This window comes from Acidobacteriota bacterium (genome assembly GCA_016713675.1).
In the GTDB taxonomy this organism is placed as follows: Bacteria; Acidobacteriota; Blastocatellia; order Pyrinomonadales; family Pyrinomonadaceae; genus OLB17.
This window is the reverse complement of sequence record JADJOS010000005.1, coordinates 461,949-482,300: the sequence shown is the minus strand read 5'-3', so window position 1 is coordinate 482,300 and position 20,352 is coordinate 461,949. Positions and strand designations below refer to the sequence as shown.

Genomic DNA, 20,352 nt, shown 5'->3' with positions numbered 1-20,352 from the left:
TCTAAAATGCGACGCCTCGAGCGATCAGCGTCGGAAGGCCGTTAGTAAAAGCTTTGACAAAGCCATTCATAAAAGCCTTCGTTCCATCTTTCGAAACAGCGACAATGTCATTAGGTTCGAGATAGGGATCCTTTGCAAGACCCTTTTCAATATCGACCAAATTGAATGGAATGTCGTCGCGTTCGAGGCTATCAGCTTTCTGTCTTAGAATTCGTACGACGCCCTTATCGGTTGCCGCTTTCAGTCCCTTCGATGATGCGATCGCCTGTGTAAGCGTGATTGGTTCACGAACTTGTATCTGGCCCGGTTCGACGACGTTACCGTAGACGTATACCAGATCCGCTGCGAGTACGGACACGATATCGCCGGGCTCCATCAGGAGAGTTTTGCGCCCTTCCAGAACATCGCGGATCTTGAAGTTCATGAGTCCAATAGTGTCGTCGTCTGCAGCTTTGGTGCCGTCCGTCCGGCATGTTGCTGAATTTCCCGCTCGTGCGACCATTATCCTGGTCCCCGACTCTTTATTCGGGCCGCCTGCGAGAGCGAGTATTTCGAGCAAATGCATGCGTTTCTGAACAGGATACCGTCCGGGCTTTTCGACAGAGCCGATGACCGAGATCGGCTGCGAATTTTGTTCAGCAATGACGACATTGACCTTCGGATCCTTAAGATAGCTGACCCTGTACGCGTTTTCGATATCGACCGCGAGTTCCCGTTCGGTCTTGCAGACGGCGACGATAGGTTTCTCGAGCCGATATAAAAAGATCATTCCGTTCGGATTAACATGAGTTCTGATATTCAATTCTGGCTTCCGAAAGACCTGAATATCAAGCACGTCCTGAAACCCAATTCTGTAACGATCATCTTGATCGTTATTATCGGCACCAAATATGGCAACCGGACTCTTCGGGGACGCCGAGGGTGTTTGGGCTTTCGTGTCAAACGAACAGATCGCGAGTATCGCGATTATCAATGCAAAGTTAATGTAATACTTCATATCTTCCATCCAAGACCAAAATTCGACTCGGGAAGAGACTTTGGTAACCGCGTCGGGCGGCGAATAAATGAGAACCGCTTCTATTTTTGCCAAACAGACTACTAAATGCAAACGTTTATTCTAGCAAATTCGCCTTACTTTGAAAACAAACGTTTTGAAAGTTTTCGTATTTTCGCTAAACTTTGATTCTACTTAAGAAACATCGATGGAAAATGCCACACCAATGCTCCGGCAGTATCTGGAGATAAAAAAGTCATATCCAGGAACCCTTCTGTTCTTCCGGCTCGGTGATTTCTATGAAATGTTCAATGAGGACGCTATTTTAGGTTCGCGTGAACTCGAGATCACGCTGACAGCACGCCATAAGGATTCACCTAATCCTGTTCCTATGTGCGGGGTTCCACATCATGCTGCGGCGAATTACATTTCAAAGTTGGTGCGAAAAGGCTATCGCGTTGCGATTTGCGAACAGACCGAAGATGCGGGAAAGGGCGTAAAACTAGTGAAGCGCGAAGTCGTCCGCGTCATCACCCCCGGAACAGCAATTGATACCCAACTTGTCGAATCCAGAGATTCTATCTACCTCGCGGCTATCTGTGGGAGCGGTGATACATTCGCTGCTGCCTTTCTTGAGCTTTCGGCTGGGCATTTTTCGACAACTCAGATATCGGGTGCAGGCTCTTGGGACAAGATCTGCGATCAGGTCGAAGCGTTTTCTCCGCGCGAGATCTTATATCCGAAGTCGCTTGAAAGTGAGATTTTGTCGACCTTTGGGGAAAATGATGAGAATTCGCTCTTCACAGATGATTCGCCTGCGACCGGTGGGCGTGCGACATTGACACCTCAGGAGAATGATAATTTTGGACTCGAAGATTGCTCCGAGCTCTTAAAGGCGCAATTTGGGGTCAACGAACTCAGGGCATTTGGCATTGACGGAAAAACGGACTCGATTCGTGCAGCCGGGGCGTGTCTCACATACGCACGGGAGACGCAGAAAACGGTCGCAGGGCATATTTCGGCAGTCGAGTACTTTGAACCGGCCGATCACATGGTGCTTGATGCAGTAACATTGAGAAACCTTGAGATCGTCGAGTCCCGCGGAGAGGGCTATAAGCGGACTTTGTTTGGTGTTCTAGATCACACGGTGACAGGGATGGGTTCTCGGCTGCTCAGGCAATGGCTGCTGCGCCCGTCACTCAAGCGAAGCGAGATACAAACACGCCTTTCGGCCGTCAACGAGTTATCGGACACGATCTTTCGTGAAAAACTTCGCTTTTTGCTCAAGGATGTCAGCGATCTCGAACGCCTTATCGGCCGCCTCAATCTCGGCACGGCATCGCCGCGGGATCTCTTGGCGTTGAATCGGTCTATCAAACAATCGCCCGCCGTCAATAGCGTCTTGAGCGATGCGACTTCCCTCCTTTTACAAGTTTTGTCAGAAAACATCTTTGAAATACCGGAGATTCGCGATCTGATCGACCGTGCGATGGCCGACGAGCCGCCGCTGAATGTTAGCGACGGCGGCGTTATTCGAGCCGGATTTGATTCTGAGCTTGATGATCTTCGAGGCATCGCTATGTCGGCCAAGCAGACGATCGCAGCGTTTGAGGCTGATGAGCGGAATCGGTCAGGGATATCGAATCTCAAAGTGCGTTTTAACAACGTTTTTGGATATTACATTGAGATCTCAAAGGGCAATGTCAGCCGCGTGCCCGACGACTATGAACGACGCCAAACGCTTGCCAATGCTGAACGGTACATAACTCCCCAACTTAAGGAATGGGAGCAGAAGGTGCTTGGTGCGGAAGACAAAATACTACGGCTTGAAAGCGAACTTTTCCAAGGCGTTCGATCGCAGGTATGCGGCGAGACGAGGAAACTGCAGTCGACAGCACGTGCCTTCGCAACACTTGATGCTCTGTGCTCGCTGGCCGAAGCCGCTGCCAGACAAAATTACGTTTGTCCAACCTTGCACGACGGCGACGAGATCGAGATCAAAAGCGGTCGGCATCCGATCGTAGAGGCATTTATCCGAACTTCGTTCATTCCGAATGACATTAAACTCAACAATTCGACCGACCGTTTACTCATTATCACCGGTGCGAACATGGGCGGAAAATCGACGATCCTTCGTCAGATAGCGTTGATCCAGATAATGGCTCAAATCGGATCGTTCGTTCCCGCCACAAGTGCAAAGCTGCCGATCGTAGATCGAGTTTGGACGCGAGTCGGTGCATCCGACGATCTTGCCTCCGGACGATCTACGTTTATGGTCGAGATGACCGAGACTGCCGAGATACTGCACAACGCGACGCCGAGAGGCCTGATTTTGCTTGATGAGATCGGCCGGGGGACATCAACGTTCGACGGCCTTTCGATCGCTTGGGCAGTTGCTGAATATTTACACGATTCGAATGCACATTCAGCTAAAACGCTGTTCGCGACCCACTATCATGAACTGACCGAACTTGCCGAAAATCTTCCGGGAGCAAAGAATTATCAGATCACGGCCGGAGAACAGGGTGGAGAGATCGTTTTTTTTCATAAACTTCAGCAAGGAAAAGCCTCCAAATCCTACGGAATCGCTGTCGCCAAGCTGGCGGGCTTACCGAATAGTGTCATCGAACGGGCAAATGACGTCTTAGCGAAGCTTGAGCAGTATGAACTAGCTGTATTTGCTAACGAGAAAAAAACGGGACTTGCAAAAGCCGCCGGCGGTCAGGCCGCGACTCAGTTCTCGCTATTTGCAATTGCAAATGAGAGTGCGATCGATGAACTGCGAGAGGTCGAAATAAGTGAACTTTCAGCCGACGAGGCAAAATTACTCTTGGAACGCATAAAGAAAAAGATAATATAGATAGTGTTAATCGATCTCGATAGCCCGAACGGCTGACCGAGGCATTATTTGGAGGACTATTGCTCCGCCAGCCCCATATTTCATCTCGACGTGATTTTTGCCAAGCACTTTCGTTTTTACAACTGAGTTGTTCATTCCGATCTCCTTTAGCGAACCTTGAAACCACGATTCACGGTCGGGCCATGTCGGAAACGCGTTCTTCAGTAACGTCATCAGAACATTGAAATTCTGTTTGCTGAGTTCCCCGCCGGCCTGGAGTTTGGCGGTTATAGACATTTTGGCCTCAGAAATGTCCCTTTTTGTACCGTAAACATCCATCGAAACCGTCTTGTCGGCAGACATCCCTTTCCACTTTGTTGATTCTACCGTCGACGATTCTTGTTTAAGTGGGACGATACTTGTTAGGCCTGAGATGATCTGATCGTAAGTTATGCCGAGCCCTGTCGACTGTTCGCTGAACGGCAGTGCTTTCTTAGGTGTGCCGAACCACAAACACGCGTAATTACCGTTCACCGCGACCCCGATCTCTTCCCAAGGCAGATCCTTGAACATTCCTTGGTTAGTGATGATCGAATTATGCAACGTACTTTTCTTCCATGCATCGAGAGCCGTTTTGACGTTCGCTTTCAGTTCAGACGTAACATAAAGCGTTTCGTAACCCTGGCCGAGGTAGCCGCTGTTTAACCGTCTTGGTGAATCGATAATGCAATGCCATGTCTTTTCGTCTTTGATATCGTACAGGCAGTTACTCCAACTATGGGTAAATGCCTTCAAGTTCGTGGTAATGTCGATCAGATGGCGATTGGCAAGTTTGCTGAGCGACAAAGACAATTTTGATGACGGAAGCTTTTTAGAAGAACGGTAATCTGCCACTAGGTCAAACAACGCTTTTTCAACAGTTGAAACCGCGTCGCCTAGACAATCTTTCTGCGAAAAGATCTGGTTGCCGTCGCAAACTGATTGGGCAACAGAAATAGTTGACGCTGAGATCAGGAATAGGCCGATGATGATCAGACGCTTAAGCATAATTGAGCTCTCTCACTTTCAGATGTAGGTTTTCAATAGATTATAGCAAGGAAATCGAAATTTTGGGTCCCTACTATTTCGATTACCGCCCCGCAGGTCGTAAAATGTCGAGTTATGACAAATCGTAGAGATTTTTTGAAGGCCGTCTCCGCAATGCCACTTTTCGCCGCTGTGTCCAGTTCGAGTGACGCTCCAAGCCGCACCACTTTTACGCGCCCGCTGGCCGTCTCGACTTGGGACAGCGGTATTTCGGCAAACGCTGCGGCTTGGAGAGTGCTTGCAAAAAAAGGAATGGCGATCGACGCGGTCGAGCAGGCGGCTATATCGGCGGAGAACGATGCGAGTTGTTGCGTCGGTCTCGATGGCTATCCAGACCGCGACGGCTACGTCACGCTTGATGCTTCGATAATGGATCACAGAGCGGATATAGGGAGCGTAGCTTATATCCAACACATTAAGCACCCGATCTCCGTAGCCCGTATGGTGATGGAAAAGACGAAACACGTCTTTCTGTCAGGCGATGGTGCGACTCAATTTGCGATCGAAAATGGCTTCGAACGGATTCCTGCAAAACTCTCAGACGATGCTAAAAAGGAATGGAGAAGGTGGCTTGAGAAATCGAACTACAAGCCGATCGCAAATATTGAAAACCAGAAAGTAGGTCAAAGCACACTGGCAGCCCCATCGTTCTTTCCGAATGGATCTGCCAATCACGATACGATGGGTACGATAGCCATAGACGCACGAGGCAACCTATCTGGAGCAGTAACCACGAGTGGCATGGCGTTCAAGATGCACGGCCGCGTCGGCGATTCGCCGATCATCGGAGCTGGGCTGTTTGTCGACAACGAGGTTGGAGCAGCGACAAGTTCCGGTGTTGGAGAAGAGGTGATCCGGATCTGTGGCACACACCTCGTGGTTGAACTAATGAGAATGGGCCGCTCCCCTGAACAAGCCTGCCGCGAAGCCGTGACGCGTATTGTGCGACGCGATCAGAAAAAAGCTCGCGAAACTCAGGTTGGTTTTGTTGCTGTTTCTAAGAATGGCGAGGTCGGGGCGTTCTCGGTCTTGAGCGGATTCACGTATTCGGTCACAAACTCGCGATACCCGGACGGCAGAGTATTCGATTCGAAATTTGTCTTCAAAGCACCGGAGCCCGAAGAAACATAGTTAGGTCTAGTTGGTTTGATCGCCGGAATAGACGTGAAAGTGCAGGTGTTTTGAATCTTGGTATTCACCTAGGTTTGTCAACACACGAGCAGCCCCTTTTTCGCCTACGACATCTGTTGCGACGCGGCGGATCACTTCGAACATCTCAAGAAATAGATCATTGTCGCTTGCATCGATCGTAATTAGTGATGATATGTGTCGTTTGGGAATTACGACAATGTGTGTTTCCCAAAACGGCCGGGTGTGATGGTAAGCAAGCACATTCTCGGTTTCGAGCACCTTGTTCACCTCGATCAAACCGCTGAGAACACTCTCGCAATAAAAATCTTCGCTCATATGCTTGTTCCAACCAACTTTATAAAAAATCTCGTGACTGGTAAACTCAGCATCTAGGTTTTCACGATGATCAAACAGCTAAATTCCCTGCCGCTACGGAAAAAGGTCGGACAACTATTCGTTATCGGGATCGCCGGGCCGGATGTCGATGCCGCAACGCTCGAGTTGCTTAATGATGTGTCGCCGGGGGGAATTTGTCTGTTTACAAGGAACATTCGTGAGGCCGGACAAACGCGTAAATTGCTCGATGATCTCCGAAGAGCCCTTCCGGTTGTCCCATTTCTGAGCCTCGATCAGGAAGGTGGTATTGTCGACAGGCTCAGGCGGATACTAACGCCAATGCCGGCAGCAAATAAGATCAAAAAGGCCGAAGATGCATCGCGACTCGCGAAGCTAATTGCTGAGTCGGTGCGTATATTAGGGTTCAATATGAATTTTGCACCCGTGGTCGATGTCGTCGATTACGAGCGCGAACAAACGGGCAACGGGCTTTATTCACGTGCCTATGGCCGATCGGTTGAAGATGTGGTCGAGCTTGCAGGCGAATTTCTAAATGTTTTGCAGGATAACGGGGTGATCGGATGTATTAAGCATTTCCCTGGACTTGGGGCTGCAAAGGTAGATTCCCATGAGGAGCTGCCTTCGGTACGAGTCGCCGAGGAAGAGTTTTTCGGCACAGATCTCATGCCATACGGCAAACTGCTCGGCATGGGAAAAGTTCATCTTCTTATGGCCGCACATGCGGCTTTCCCCAATGTTGGTTTGCAGGAAGTTGACGAAAATGGCAAACTTTTACCGTCTTCATTGAGTTATAATTTCATTTCACAACTGCTTCGAGGTGAGCTTGGATATGACGGGCTCGCAATTACTGACGACCTTGAAATGGGCGCAATAATGAAGAATTACGGCATGGGTTCCGCGTGTGTGATGGCCGTAAATGCGGGACAGGACCTTTTGGCGATCTGTGCCGAACCAAGGAACATTCGCGACGGATTTGAGGCCGTTCTATCGGCAGTGGAAAAGGGTGCTATTAGCGAAGATCGTATCAACAGCTCCCTCTCTCGGATCGCCGCTTTGAAATCGCAATTGTCCGAACCACTCCCATTTGACACGGCCCGTTTGGCCGCTATCTCTGACGAGATCACTGAATTTAATACATATCTGAACCGCTGAGGAGGGCTTACCGATTTGCGTAAACTAATATTTCTTGCACTTGTTGTCTCATTATTCGCCACTGCTTCGACGTGCCGTAAACGCAACCTTGAATACGTTACCGTTGCATTGCCTGAGAAATTCACGGCTTTTGACACGCTTACGATGACGGGCTCGGATGCAGCTGCAGAGAGGGTTAAGAACTTGATCTTCAATTCGCTGGTGAAAAAGGACGCGAATTTTGACTATGTCGGCGAATTGGCGAAAGAGATCAAGACGTCTGCGGACGGCAAGGTTATAACGTTTATCCTTCAGGACGGTGTAAAGTTTCACAACGGGCAAGATTTCACGTCTGCGGACGTAAAATATACGTTTGACGAGCTTTTCAAGAGCAATGGATTTAAGTCCGGAGCTTTTTTTGATACGGTGCCGCTTGATAAGGTCGATGCCTCAAAGACACCTGCTCCGGCAAAGCCCGAGGCACCTGTTGGGGCAACACCTGCGGTGAAGCCGGTCGAAGAGCCAAAAACCAAACGTGTTCCTCACATCACATCGATCGAAACGCCCGACGTAAAAACAGTTGTATTTACAGTAACCAGGCCCTCGCTCAAAAATCAGCTTCTCTCTAACCTTGTTGCGATACCTATCATACCGACTGATTCGGTCGCACGGCAGAAAGATCAGCCACTAGGCACCGGGCCATTCAAATTTGTCAGCCTTGATGCCTCGCAGAATATTGTTGAACTTGCCGCTAATCAGGAATACTGGGAAGGAGCTCCGAAGGTGCAGAAAGTGCGTGTCAAAACGGTGACAGATGCCAATTCCTTACAGGCCGAACTGCAGACTGGAGGCGTGGACCTGGCCCCCAATCCAAATAATATATCGCCCGATACACTAAAATCTCTCGGCAATAGCCCGACTCTCAAGGTCGAGCAAACAGATGGTTCGAATATCCAATATCTTGTGTTCAACACGACATCCGCACCGCTGAACAATGTAAAGATCCGTCAGGCCATCGGCTATGCGATCGACCGGCAGAAGATCGTTACCGACCTGTTGTTTGAGCAGGCGAAGGTCGCAAATTCGATCCTTCCGCCGCAGTCTTGGGCATATAACGCGGGCACCGAATACAAGTTCGATCAGACCAAGGCACGTCAGTTGATACAAGAGGCAGGTTACAAGAATGAACCGATCGTGTTCAAATACGGCTCAGGCAATCTTGCCATCAATCAATATGCACAGGTGATACAAAGTGCGTTGACGGATGTCGGCCTAAATGTGCAGATCGAAACGCTTGAGGTCAATACGATCCGAAAAGAGTTGGCTCAAGGCTCATTTCAGATGTACACCGGTATTTGGATCGGAGGCAACCAAGACCCGATCTTCTTACGTGATCTGTTCAGTTCGACGAAGATTCCCGGCGGAAACGTCTCGTGCTGCAATCGCAGCCGTTACGCGAATCCCGAGGTAGATAAACTGGTCGAGGATGCGATCAATGAAACCGATAAGTCAAAAGCAAAGGAACTATATACCAAGACCTGGCAAACGGTCAGCAACGAATTACCGTTGCTGCCGCTTTGGTATCCGTCGAATATGGTGGTCGCGAACAAGCGCATAGGCAATATCAAGATAAACCCCAGTGGCGACTGGAGTTTTATCAAGGATATAACGGTCAGTGAGTAAGTGGACCTGACTTGACAATCTAATTGCAAACGTTAAAATAATGGTTTGCGACGCGGGAGTAGCTCAGTGGTAGAGCGCGACCTTGCCAAGGTCGAAGTCGCGAGTTCAAGTCTCGTCTCCCGCTCCAGTTCAAATGGAGTAGGCAGTTTGCAGTCAGCAGTGGGCGGTAGAGTAATTTAACTGCCAACCGCCAAGTGCAAACTGCCTACTTTTCTTTAACGGCGGCGTAGCCAAGTGGTAAGGCAGAGGTCTGCAAAACCTTTATTCATCGGTTCGATTCCGATCGCCGCCTCCATTATCTCAAGTAAATTCGAGCCAAAATTTGGATTACCTGTGAAACTTTTTGCGGCAGCCCTGCGTTCATTGTTTTGAACACGAAAGCGCCGTGCTTTTTTAGCTGTTCGCATTTCTGTGGTAGTGTGTTAATCAAATGCCCGAAACGTCAATTTCGAATAGCCCATCATCTAAAACCAACGGCAAAAGCACGCTTTACACGCGACCGCGGGAGTCGTGTTTACGTTCTTGTTATCCCTTCAAATCGTGGCTCAGCAAACGGATGAGACCGCTCCGGTGATAGTGCGACCCGGTGCTCCAGGGCAGATTACAAAGGTATTGCCGTCTACGTCTCGGGCTGTGCTGCCGCCGCGTTCGGCAAAGGATGTTGAGTTTATGCAGGGCATGATCATGCATCATGCCCAGGCAGTAGAAATGGTCGACTTGATGGCATCCCGAACGGAAAATAGAGAGATTCGACTGTTGGGAGCTCGAATCAGCCATACTCAGGCGGACGAGATAAATTTTATGAAGCGGTGGTTGATTTCCAAGGGAGAATCCACCGAGATGCCGATGCCTTCAATGTCGGGTTCGCATTCGCACGGGGGCCATTCGTCAACACACCAAATGGTCATGCCGGGTATGTTGTCTGAACAGCAAATGGACGCCCTGAGGAAGGCGAAGGGTTCGGAATTTGATGAATTGTTTTTGTCCGGGATGATCCAGCACCATGGAGGGGCTCTCATCATGGTTAAAGAACTTCTCGACACGGCGGGGGCCGGTCAGGATGCTGAGCTCTTTAATTTCGTAACTGATGTCGACAGCGGGCAGCGGGCTGAGATCAGAATTATGCAGAATTTGCTGAGTAAAAAGAAAGTAGAGGAGAACCGATGAACCGAGGACTGATGACTGTTTTGCGCCTGATGGGCACTTCCCTATTAGTTTGTATATGCTTTGTTGCGGCCGCGTCGGCACAGGCAGCGCTCGAATCGGCACCGCCGCTACCGGCAGGTATGACTGGTTCTGATGCCAATGATCCGCGGGCCAAGCTGACGCCGGGGCTGTGGGACGCGGGGGAAGCTGCTTTTGGGATGAAGCATTTAATGCTTCTGAAAAAGCCTGATGCTTTCCAACTTGGTATCGATCCTAACGGCCCGAAGGTTGCCAAAGCACTTGGTGCTCTCGGCGTGGGTGATGCCTCGATGATACCGCCGTCGATAAGAATGGCATATGCCGGCCTCGCTCTTGCCAATTCCGATCTTGCTTTTCAGGGGAATTACCTTTTCCTCGGGAATTTCTACGGAATGAACATCTACGACATTGGCGAGCCCGGAAAGACAAAGCTGGTTACTTCGATGGTTTGCCCCGGTGGCCAGGGCGACGTATCTGTTCATAAAAACCTGATGTTCATGTCAGTCGAAATGCCAAATGGCAGACTTGATTGCGGCTCACAAGGATTTGCTCCGGAACCGCCGCCGGCGGCAGGACAGCAGCCAACGGGAATGCCGGCAGCCCAGAAGGACCGGTTCCTCGGCGTTCGAATTTTTGATATCAGCGACATCCGCAATCCGAAACAGGTCGGTGCCGTACAAACCTGCCGTGGTTCACACACGCATACGCTCGTGACCGATCCGAAGGACAAGGACAATGTTTACATATACGTTTCGGGTACGTCTCCGGTTCGCCAGAGCGAAGAACTTGTAGGCTGTTCGGGCGGATCACCGGACAAGAATCCTGACACTGCACAATTTCGAATCGAAGTGATCAAGGTTCCGCTTGCGGCCCCACAAAACGCAAAGATCGTGTCGAGTCCTCGGATATTTATGGATCCGCGGACAGGCGTTATAAATTCCCTGAACAGCGGCGGCTCGCACGATCAGCCCAAACCCGCTGATACCGACCAGTGCCACGATATCACCGTCTACTCCGAGATCGGACTTGCGGCTGGGGCGTGCTCGGGGAACGGAATTATTTTGGACATCAAAGATCCGGCCAATCCAAAACGTATCGACGCGGTCAATGACAAAAACTATTCATATTGGCATTCGGCGGCATTTTCAAATGACGGCAAGAAAGTTGTATTTACTGATGAATGGGGCGGAGGAATGGGTGCTCGCTGTCGAGAGAACGATCCGAACAAATGGGGAGCTAACGCGATCTTTGATCTGAAGGACAACAAACTTCATTTCGCGAACTATTACAAATTGCCGGCTGCGCAGGGCGACAGTGAAAACTGCGTCGCTCATAATGGCTCGCTCGTTCCTGTTCCCGGTCGGGATATCAAGGTTCAGGCATGGTATCAGGGCGGTATCTCGATCATGGACTTTACCGATGCCGGCAAGCCATTCGAGATCGCCTATTTTGACCGAGGGCCAATCGACCCGAAGATGTTGATCTTGGCTGGTTCATGGTCGGCATATTGGTATAACGGCCGTATCTATTCGTCAGAGATCGCTCGTGGATTGGACATTTTTGAGCTGACACCGACCAAGAACCTATCACAGAATGAGATCGACGCGGCAAGCACGATACAGGTGGCCGAACTAAATGTGCAGAATCAACATCGCATTGAGTGGCCTCGTAAATTGGTCGTCGCTAAGGCCTACATCGACCAGCTAGAGCGGTCGCAGGCTCTGTCGGCATCGCAGATAGCCGACACGCGGGCGGCGATACAGAAAGCGGAGAGTTCAAAGCTGAACAAACAGGAGATCGTGAAACTCAACAAATTGGCGACGGCTCTCGAAAAGAACACCTTGAAGACCGCGGCTGACTCCGCCCGCTTGCGGGGCCTAGTCGATATCTTGAAACAACCGGCGATCTGATCGTTGCTTGCTGATGAAGTAAAAATCGAAGGGCTGTCCGAACCAAAAATGATTCGGACAGCCTTTTCTGCCATGTGCCGCTGCCTGGTCTCTTTCGGTGCCCCGTAAATATCGGCGCGGTTTGAGAAGTGGGAGGTGTTTGTGGCGGCGGCGTCATAGACCTTGTATTCGTAGATCTGTTTGGGAAATACGGGCTAATCCATCGGCGTTGAGGCGCGTTTTTGGGGAGAACCAAACGTGTATTTTTCACCTCCGCGTGCGAATTGTGGTACGTACCACAATTTTATCAACAAAAATGATAAAAATGCTGTAAAAGTGCGTACTGCGACAGTATTTAAGGGGTCTAGCGACAATATTTTAGGGGGTTTGCGACAGAAAAAAACGGGGTGAGCGACAATAAAAATTGGCCTTGCGACAGTCAAAAAAACTCGTCCCAAAGACCGTCGCAGGCTGCCGATCCTGCCCTCGGCTCACAAATACGACAAACATCCCATCGCTCTCCAACATTCCCATTCAAAAGCCAGATCCCAAACAGCCCATCGCCGCCCCGATTCGCACCCATCGACTGCGGGGGCAACATTGCCCCCAGCCAACAAAATAGTAGATGCCCAAATACCCGTGAGCTTGACATCAACGGGTTACTTCATAGATGACCCCGATCGCTGTTGCTCGCTGATCGTAAAGAATCTGTTATTTGGTTCGCCTCGTTATTACGGGCTTTTTAGTCGATTGCGGCTGCTTTATCGATGGCGAAGACGGCAAGGCGGCGAGATCGCTGATCACGTATCTAAGCACCGTCTGATTCATTAGCATATCGAGGTGGTCAAAGCCACGGCCATTGCGGAAAATGCTAAGAGTTTGTTTGTCCGGCAGTTGGGCTTGAGGCAGCTCGCCTCCGTTTCCCGGTTCGAACCGGCGAACACGGACAGCGGATGAACATATCCAATTTACCGGCCGCGAATCAGTTCGAGTACCTTCCTGATCGCAAAAAAGCGAACTAACGAGCGGCACGAGTCCGTCGGCATCACCGAAATGACGGTCGAGGCCGTTGACGAGGCCGATGTTTGCAAGGGTCAGCAAGCGATGTTCATCCATCGGCTTGCCGCTTCCAAATTTTGTCTCGAACAGCATAGACGCTGTTTCGATCGCAGATAGGGTCGATTGCGCAGTTCCGCCGTAGGCAATTAGTTTTGATGCGTATGGGCCGAAGGCGGTATTGCTTGCGGCTAGATCTGTATTCACATCTTTCGTTGAAATATCAAGCTTTCCATCAAAATTATCCCAGCGAAGATCGGATCGATTCGGTAACGACGGCGAACGAACCGATCCTTTTTCCGCACGCCAATAATACTGCTGTACGCCGTTATAGATCGCCTCGAATTTGTCCGGAACCAAGTGTTTCATTGTGCCGGGATCATTTGCACCCGGCGTACCATGATGAGGTGTCGCAAGGGTTATCAGTGCCGACACGGTGTCGCCACCCTTTTTGCCCTTCCAGAGACCACGGTTGTGCTCGGTGCGGCCCATATATGATTTGGCGATCAGGCCTCCCATACTATGTGCAACGATAACGTGCGGCCGGTCGGGGATCTTCTGATCGATAAGGTCTCTGAGCCTGTTTCCGATCACGGAGACAGGTTCGCGGTCGCTGCAGTATTGAAATAGGTACAATGCAAATCGACCATTGAGCTGCGAATCTTTGGAATTGAAAAGCTTGATAAATTCTGTCCAAGACTTATTGTCGGCGTCGACATTGGAACCGTCCGTCGTCGCCTGAATTCCATGGATAAGTATAAGAGGAGTTTTTGACGGTGCGTCGGTGCCGTTCTTGATCAATGCCGCGACCGGGCCATTCCCATCCGAACATTTGGCCGCATTGATCTTAACTGCCGACGCGCCACCTATAAGCAGTGTAAATATAAAGAACGATATTCTGATCCTCATAAGTCGTAATTAAATAGGTTCATTGACAGTTCCCATCGGAACGCTTTCGTCACATGAATAAACACGGATAACCGTCAAATAAAGGCCCCGTGCGATGCCAAACCGTTCGACCGCCTCGATCGAATAGTCCGAGCAGGTCGGACGATATCGGCAAGCTACCACACCCTCAAGCATCGGACGGCCGTAGCTCTGGTAAAGATGGACAGAACCTATATAGATGCTTGCTGTTGCCTGTTTCTCGGGCGAACGCAGGGTGTCGGCAATCAAAAGCAGAGCGACGAAAGCCGCTCCGGCCAAGACTCGTTTTTTCCAAACGCTCATTTATGGCTGATAGCAGGCCGGACACTGCGGCAAACCTTGCATTCTCGGCTTTCCGCAATGCGGGCATGGGAACATGTTGCCTTGGGGCCGCTGAAGCAGATAAATTATCAACCCCAGAAGACCCAACAGACCTAGCCATTTCATCGACTGGGCGTTTGGCATGCCGCGCGAAGTCGCATCCTTGCCGATCCATTTGACAATGAACACGATCACGCCGATCGCGATCCCGAAGATCACGACCATCATGATCAGCCATACGATAATACCGCAGCCCGCAGCACCGCAGGCGGCCGCCGGATCGTCGTTACGCCGTTGGGCCATAACTGACACTGACAAGAGTTGAAGGCACGATAATATCAACGCCAAACCGCTTAGTTTCTTCATATTAGTTAAGTCCAATTGTGAATTCGGGACAATGGTAACACAAAGTGCGATCGATCTTCGAAAAACTGTTGAACGGAACTCACGAATAGCCCTTATGGCCGCAAATTGCGGCGGTTCGACTTTCCACTCATTCGAACTCCGGATACTCTCTCGTTCAGAAAACCGGCTGGAACGAGCTAGCTCCAAATCCGGCCATTTCCTCGTATGTCTTCCAGCGAAGATCAACGATCTCTTGGGCGAGTACCATCAACCGCTCCGCCTCGACCGGTGAGGTCTGGGTCAGCACCTTGTAACGCAGTTCGTTATAGGCGTAATCCCGGAGCGGTATCAACGGTTTTGGCGAATCGAGAACGAATGGATTCTGATCGTTCTTTCGCAGGATCGGATTGTATCGGATAAGCGGCCAGTAACCGCTCGCAACCGCTAGTTTTTGTTGATTAAGCCCTTTTTCCATATCGATGCCATGAGCGATGCAATGGCTGTATGCAAGTATGAGCGACGGGCCATCGTATGCTTCCGCCTCGCGAAGTGCGAGTAGGGTTTGCTGCGGATTTGCACCCATTGCGATCTGTGCGACATACACGTTCCCGTACGAAATTGCCTGAAGTGCCAGATCCTTCTTGCCAACACGCTTTCCTGCCGCGGCAAACTTGGCAGACGCAGCTGTCGGCGTCGCTTTGGACATTTGACCTCCGGTATTGGAATAGACCTCTGTATCGAGGACGAGAATGTTGATATTTCGCCCCGTCGCCAATGCATGGTCCAGCCCGCCCGAACCAATATCGTATGCCCAACCATCACCGCCGATAAGCCAAACGCTGCGATGGACCAACTGGTCTGCAACCGACATCAGATGCTTTGCCTCGGTGCTATCTAGTTTTGCGAGTTTTACCTTCAGTTCGGCAACTCGTAACCGCTGCTGCAGGATCTCGCTTTCGAGCCGCTGAGGAGCATCTTTCAACTCGTCGACCAGGTCATCCCCAAGTTCCGGCCGTAATATTTCCAGCAGCTGGTGTGCAGTTCCCAGCTGTTTGTCGGCCGTCAGACGCATTCCCAGGCCGAACTCGGCATTGTCCTCAAAAAGCGAATTTGACCACGCCGGCCCTTTCCCGAGAGAATTTGAAGTCCATGGAGTTGTCGGCAAATTGCCGCCGTAGATCGAAGAACATCCGGTCGCGTTAGCGACCAAGAGGCGATCGCCGAACAATTGGGTAAGAACCTTTATATACGGTGTCTCGCCGCAGCCGGCACACGCTCCGGAAAATTCAAAATACGGTTCAAGAAACTGAACTCCGTGAACCGTCGAAAAATCAACTTCCGGTTTATTGTTCTGCGGCAAGAGCTCGAAGAAGCGAATATTATCACGATCGGGTTCGAGGTTTACGGCCTTATCTGCCATGTTTATCGCCCGCTTTTCGTTCTCGCCCGGAGCATCGACCGGACAGACCTCATAACAAAGATTACATCCGGTGCAATCCTCCAGATACACGTTCAGTGAATATTTTGTTTCCGGAAAACCACGGGCGTTGATCGGCGAGTATTTGAAACCGTCAGGAGCCTCCCTCAAATGGTCCTTGTGAAAGAACTTAGCCCGGATCACGCTGTGAGGGCAGACGAAACTGCAGTTCCCGCATTGAATGCATAGATCCGGTTCCCATACAGCAACGCGGCTTGAAACGTTCCGTTTTTCCCACTTAGAAGTGCCGCTCGGATAGGTTCCGTCAATTGGAAGAGCGCTGACTGGTATACTGTCGCCCCTGCCGCTAATCATCATCTGCGTAACCGTACGGACGAACTCCGGAGCTCTTGGTGACATGCCGGCCGCATTTCCTTCCAGGGCATTGGTATTTTGCGGGATCTCGACCTCGAAAAGGTTCTCCAGCGTCTGGTCGACCGCATTAAAATTCTTATCGACTATCGCCTGCCCCTTTTTGAGATAGGTCTTTTCGATCGCTTTCTTGATCTGGGCGATCGCTTCGTCCGGCGGCAGCACGCCCGAGAGAGCAAAGAAACAGGTCTGCATGATCGTGTTGATGCGGGCCGCCATTCCGGTCTTACTCGCCACGTCATCAGCGTCGATCACATATAGCTTGATCTTCTTATCAATGATAGCCCGCTGCACGGCGAGCGGGATGTTGTCCCAGACCTCGTCGTGCGGATACGGGCTATTAAGAAGGAACGTCGCGCCCGGCTTGGCGAGCGACAACATCTCTTCCTTCTCGAGAAAATTGAATTGATGGCAAGCAATAAAATCGGCAGACGAGATCAGATACGGAGCCTTGATAGGTTTGGTGCCAAAACGAAGGTGTGAGACGGTCTTGGCCCCGGATTTTTTCGAATCGTAAACAAAATAGCCCTGTGCCGAATGGTCTGTGTTCTCGCCAATTATCTTGATGCTGTTCTTATTCGCTCCGACGGTTCCATCCGATCCGAGCCCGAAAAACAGAGCCTGGGTCCAATCCGACTCATCAAGTCTGAAACTGTTGTCTACGTCAATGCTCGTCATCCCGACATCATCGATAATGCCGACCGTGAAATGATTTTTTGGTTTCGATCGGGACAATTCGTCGTAAACAGCCTTGACCATTGCCGGCGTAAACTCTTTGGACGATAGGCCATATCGGCCGCCTACAACTAGCGGCATCTGAGCCAACTTCCCGCCGGAAACAGCTTCCATCAGCGTGATCATAACGTCCTGATACAGTGGTTCGCCGGATGCTCCGGACTCTTTTGTCCGGTCGAGAACAGAGATCTTACGGACCGAGGCGGGCAACGCAGCGATGAAGTCGTCGTCGGGAAACGGGCGATAAAGCGAGATCTGAAGTACTCCGACTTTTTCGCCTTTCTGTGCGAGAAACGCGGCCGTTTCCGATGTTGTTTCCACGCCCGAACCCATTATAACGATCACGTTCTCGGCATTCGGTGCACCATAATACTTGACCGGTGAATATTCCCTGCCGGTAAGCTTCGCAAACTTCCGCATCTCCTCCTTCAGGATCGATGGAACTGCGGCATAGAACGAATTTACGGTTTCGCGTCCCTGGAAATACACATCAGGATTCTGCGCCGTGCCGCGAATGAAGGGGTTATCCGGATTCAAAGCTCGCCCGCGATGTTCAAAAACGAGTTCGTCGTCGATCATCGCCCGAATATCGGCATCTGAAATGAGATCTATTTTATTTACTTCATGGGATGTTCTGAATCCGTCAAAGAAATGAATAAATGGAATTCGCGATCTGAGCGTTGTCGCCTGTGCGATAAGAGCCATGTCGTGAGCCTCTTGAACGCTCGCAGACGCCAGCAATGCAAATCCGGTGGTTCGCGCGGCCATCACATCCTGATGGTCGCCGAAGATCGACAAACCCTGTGCCGCGAGCGATCTTGCCGCCACGTGAAAGACGGTCGACGTCAACTCGCCGGCGATCTTGTACATATTTGGCAACATCAGCATCAGTCCTTGTGATGCGGTGAATGTTGTCGTCAATGAGCCTGTCTGCAATGCTCCGTGGACGGTTCCTGCGGCACCGCCCTCGCTTTGCATTTCGATCACATCTGGAATATTTCCCCAGATGTTCTTTATGTCCTTCGCGGCCCATTCATCGGCAAATTCGGCCATTGCCGACGAAGGTGTGATCGGATAGATCGCACATACTTCGTTGATGCGATATGCAACATGAACAGCAGCCTCATTTCCGTCAAGCGTTACCGGATGGTGTTTTAGTTGGGAATTCATATTGCTGCCTCCGGTTCTCCGATGAGGTCGATCGCGTGACATGGGCATTGTTCGTAACATGTTCCGCAGCCTGTACAAAGATCGTAATCGAATCTATATCGCAGGCCGGTACCTAGCTTGATGACGGCATCCTCCGGGCAGGAACCAAAACAGCCGTCACATTCAAAGCAATTGCCGCAGGAATAGCAGCGTTGTGCTTCATAACGGGCTTCGTCCTCTGAAAGGCCGACGACGATCTCGTCGAAGCCTTTCACGGCAGTTTCGGGCTCGATATGCGGCTGCTCGGCAGCATCCGCCTTTGTTCGATACCAGACGTGCAGCTGGTCAACCGTAAGCAGCGGATTGTTCGGCTTTTTCTCGAAAGTACGTTTATCCAGCCACGCATCGATATTGCGGGCTGCTTTTCTTCCGTGCCCGGTCGCGATCGTCACAGTTCGTTCGCTCGGGACCATATCGCCTCCGGCAAAGATGCCCGGAGAGCCTGTCATCATTTGCCTGTCGACGATCACGGTACCGTCACTATCGAATTCAATACCGTCGACACCCTCGAGAAATCCTGTCTCGGTCGCCTGGCCCAGGGCAAGGATCACCGAATCAGCGGCAAGAGTTTCGAGTTCGCCGGTTGGGACCGGCTTTCCGTCGACGATCTCCATTCGTTCAACAGTTAACGATGATTCATCAAGATCTTTGATAGTGGTGAGCCAATGGATCTTGATACCTTCGCTCAAGGCCTCGTCGGCCTCAAAATCATGTGCCGGCATATGCTCACGGTCGCGTCGGTAAATAATTAGGGCCTCTTCCGCACCTAGACGCTTCGCCGTCCGTGCGGCATCCATTGCTGTATTGCCTCCGCCGTAAATGGCTACGCGGCGGCCGATGTTTGGCTTATTTCCCAGTTCAACGTCCCTTAAGAACGTGACAGCGTCCAGAATTTTGCTGGCATCTCTCGCTGGGATGTCGGTCTTTTTACCTATGTGGGCACCGATCGCGATAAAGACGGCGTCAAAGTTCCCTTCCGCCTTTTCCGCCATAACGTCAACAACCTTTTTATCAAGCCTGATCTGCACCCCGAGATCTTCGATTCGTTTGATCTCGGCCCTCAGCACATTACGAGGCAATCGATACGCAGGAATGCCGAAGTTCATCATTCCGCCGGCCATGGGGCCAGCCTCATAGATCGTGACACTGTGACCGAGTCGAGCAAGATGATACGACGCCGAAAGGCCGCTCGGGCCGGCTCCGATCACAAGTATTCGTTTTCCGGTCCGCATTTTCGGCGAGGCAAACTTCCAATTTTGTGAGATCGCCATGTCACCGAGGAATCGTTCGACCGAGTGGATACTCACCGATGTGTCGATCGATCCCCGGTTGCACGCACTTTCGCACGGGTGATAGCATACTCGGCCGTGAACTGCAGCGAGAGGGTTATCCTCGGTGAGTTTCTGCCAGGCTTCGAAGTACTTTCCGGCCTGAGCCAGGTCAAGCCAAGCCTGTATATCCTCGCCAGCCGGACATGCTTGATTGCATGGCGGAAGAAAATCAACGTATACCGGCCTTCGTTTTCGTACGGGCCCAGTGCCCGCACCATGAGTTTTGAGATCCGCCTGAGCGGTGAGATCGCCTTTAAGTTGCGTCATTTGAGTTTTCCATCACA

The 20,352-nt window shown here is 50.9% G+C and carries 14 protein-coding genes and 2 tRNA genes; 8 read left to right on the top strand and 8 right to left on the bottom strand.

Going from position 1 to position 20,352, the window contains the following annotated elements; translation table 11 throughout:
• Position 1 precedes the first annotated feature (1 nt).
• A complete protein-coding gene (locus IPK01_19085) occupies positions 2 to 997 on the bottom strand; it encodes an SLBB domain-containing protein (protein ID MBK7935532.1) in 996 nt (331 codons plus the stop codon).
• 205 nt (positions 998 to 1,202) lie between these two features.
• Here IPK01_19085 and mutS point away from each other — a divergent pair, with 205 nt between their 5' ends.
• Complete coding sequence (gene mutS, locus IPK01_19080) at positions 1,203 to 3,854, top strand: DNA mismatch repair protein MutS (protein ID MBK7935531.1); 2,652 nt, start codon at positions 1,203 to 1,205, stop codon at positions 3,852 to 3,854.
• 6 nt (positions 3,855 to 3,860) lie between these two features.
• Here mutS and IPK01_19075 read toward each other — a convergent pair whose 3' ends face one another.
• Complete coding sequence (locus tag IPK01_19075; protein ID MBK7935530.1) at positions 3,861 to 4,880, bottom strand: hypothetical protein; 1,020 nt, start codon at positions 4,878 to 4,880, stop codon at positions 3,861 to 3,863.
• Positions 4,881 to 4,994: 114 nt separating this feature from the next.
• Here IPK01_19075 and IPK01_19070 point away from each other — a divergent pair, with 114 nt between their 5' ends.
• Entirely contained in the window at positions 4,995 to 6,050 is a 1,056-nt protein-coding gene (locus IPK01_19070; GenBank protein ID MBK7935529.1) for a N(4)-(beta-N-acetylglucosaminyl)-L-asparaginase, read from the top strand.
• A gap of 6 nt (positions 6,051 to 6,056) precedes the next feature.
• On the opposite strand, the gene IPK01_19065 is transcribed toward IPK01_19070, so the two are convergent.
• Positions 6,057 to 6,386 (bottom strand): HIT domain-containing protein, encoded by a 330-nt coding sequence (locus IPK01_19065; GenBank protein MBK7935528.1) that lies wholly within the window; start codon positions 6,384 to 6,386, stop codon positions 6,057 to 6,059.
• A 66-nt stretch (positions 6,387 to 6,452) separates the two neighbouring features.
• On the opposite strand from IPK01_19065, the gene IPK01_19060 reads away from it, so the two are divergent.
• The 6 genes from IPK01_19060 to IPK01_19035 all read left to right on the top strand — a co-directional run bounded on the left by IPK01_19060 (position 6,453) and on the right by IPK01_19035 (position 12,316).
• On the top strand, positions 6,453 to 7,559 hold the full coding sequence (locus IPK01_19060) for a glycoside hydrolase family 3 protein (protein ID MBK7935527.1): 1,107 nt from the start codon (positions 6,453 to 6,455) through the stop codon (positions 7,557 to 7,559).
• Between the two features lie 15 nt (positions 7,560 to 7,574).
• Entirely contained in the window at positions 7,575 to 9,221 is a 1,647-nt protein-coding gene (locus IPK01_19055; GenBank protein ID MBK7935526.1) for an ABC transporter substrate-binding protein, read from the top strand.
• A 52-nt stretch (positions 9,222 to 9,273) separates the two neighbouring features.
• Positions 9,274 to 9,348: transfer RNA gene (locus tag IPK01_19050), tRNA-Gly, on the top strand.
• 93 nt (positions 9,349 to 9,441) lie between these two features.
• Positions 9,442 to 9,516, top strand: a tRNA-Cys gene (locus IPK01_19045).
• 245 nt (positions 9,517 to 9,761) lie between these two features.
• Positions 9,762 to 10,388, top strand: a complete 627-nt coding sequence (locus tag IPK01_19040) for a DUF305 domain-containing protein (protein MBK7935525.1) — start codon at positions 9,762 to 9,764, stop codon at positions 10,386 to 10,388.
• Positions 10,385 to 12,316, top strand: a complete 1,932-nt coding sequence (locus IPK01_19035; protein ID MBK7935524.1) for a hypothetical protein — start codon at positions 10,385 to 10,387, stop codon at positions 12,314 to 12,316. Before IPK01_19040 ends, IPK01_19035 begins: the two co-directional genes overlap by 4 nt.
• Before the next feature lie 690 nt (positions 12,317 to 13,006).
• Here IPK01_19035 and IPK01_19030 read toward each other — a convergent pair.
• The 5 genes from IPK01_19030 to IPK01_19010 all read right to left on the bottom strand — a co-directional run bounded on the left by IPK01_19030 (position 13,007) and on the right by IPK01_19010 (position 20,335).
• The gene (locus tag IPK01_19030; GenBank protein MBK7935523.1) at positions 13,007 to 14,260 is read right to left on the bottom strand and encodes a hypothetical protein; all 1,254 of its coding nucleotides are present in this window, start codon (positions 14,258 to 14,260) and stop codon (positions 13,007 to 13,009) included.
• A 9-nt stretch (positions 14,261 to 14,269) separates the two neighbouring features.
• Positions 14,270 to 14,581: a membrane protein insertion efficiency factor YidD gene (locus IPK01_19025; GenBank protein MBK7935522.1), complete on the bottom strand. Its 312-nt coding sequence runs from the start codon at positions 14,579 to 14,581 to the stop codon at positions 14,270 to 14,272.
• Positions 14,582 to 14,965 (bottom strand): hypothetical protein, encoded by a 384-nt coding sequence (locus tag IPK01_19020; protein MBK7935521.1) that lies wholly within the window; start codon positions 14,963 to 14,965, stop codon positions 14,582 to 14,584. It lies immediately after the preceding gene.
• A 154-nt stretch (positions 14,966 to 15,119) separates the two neighbouring features.
• Positions 15,120 to 18,698, bottom strand: a complete 3,579-nt coding sequence (gene nifJ / locus IPK01_19015) for a pyruvate:ferredoxin (flavodoxin) oxidoreductase (protein ID MBK7935520.1) — start codon at positions 18,696 to 18,698, stop codon at positions 15,120 to 15,122.
• Entirely contained in the window at positions 18,695 to 20,335 is a 1,641-nt protein-coding gene (locus tag IPK01_19010) for an NAD(P)-binding protein (protein ID MBK7935519.1), read from the bottom strand. The genes nifJ and IPK01_19010 overlap by 4 nt, the downstream gene beginning before the upstream one ends.
• Positions 20,336 to 20,352: the final 17 nt, after the last annotated feature.

Excerpts from the sequence above, each read along its gene's own strand:
- IPK01_19085 (MBK7935532.1), bottom strand. The coding sequence starts at position 997 with ATGAAGTATTACATTAACTTTGCATTGATAATCGCGATACTCGCGATC.
- mutS (MBK7935531.1), top strand. The coding sequence starts at position 1,203 with ATGGAAAATGCCACACCAATGCTCCGGCAGTATCTGGAGATAAAAAAG.
- IPK01_19075 (MBK7935530.1), bottom strand. The coding sequence starts at position 4,880 with ATGCTTAAGCGTCTGATCATCATCGGCCTATTCCTGATCTCAGCGTCA.
- IPK01_19070 (MBK7935529.1), top strand. The coding sequence starts at position 4,995 with ATGACAAATCGTAGAGATTTTTTGAAGGCCGTCTCCGCAATGCCACTT.
- IPK01_19065 (MBK7935528.1), bottom strand. The coding sequence starts at position 6,386 with ATGAGCGAAGATTTTTATTGCGAGAGTGTTCTCAGCGGTTTGATCGAG.
- IPK01_19060 (MBK7935527.1), top strand. The coding sequence starts at position 6,453 with ATGATCAAACAGCTAAATTCCCTGCCGCTACGGAAAAAGGTCGGACAA.
- IPK01_19035 (MBK7935524.1), top strand. The coding sequence starts at position 10,385 with ATGAACCGAGGACTGATGACTGTTTTGCGCCTGATGGGCACTTCCCTA.
- IPK01_19030 (MBK7935523.1), bottom strand. The coding sequence starts at position 14,260 with ATGAGGATCAGAATATCGTTCTTTATATTTACACTGCTTATAGGTGGC.
- IPK01_19025 (MBK7935522.1), bottom strand. The coding sequence starts at position 14,581 with ATGAGCGTTTGGAAAAAACGAGTCTTGGCCGGAGCGGCTTTCGTCGCT.
- IPK01_19020 (MBK7935521.1), bottom strand. The coding sequence starts at position 14,965 with ATGAAGAAACTAAGCGGTTTGGCGTTGATATTATCGTGCCTTCAACTC.
- nifJ (MBK7935520.1), bottom strand. The coding sequence starts at position 18,698 with ATGAATTCCCAACTAAAACACCATCCGGTAACGCTTGACGGAAATGAG.
- IPK01_19010 (MBK7935519.1), bottom strand. The coding sequence starts at position 20,335 with ATGACGCAACTTAAAGGCGATCTCACCGCTCAGGCGGATCTCAAAACT.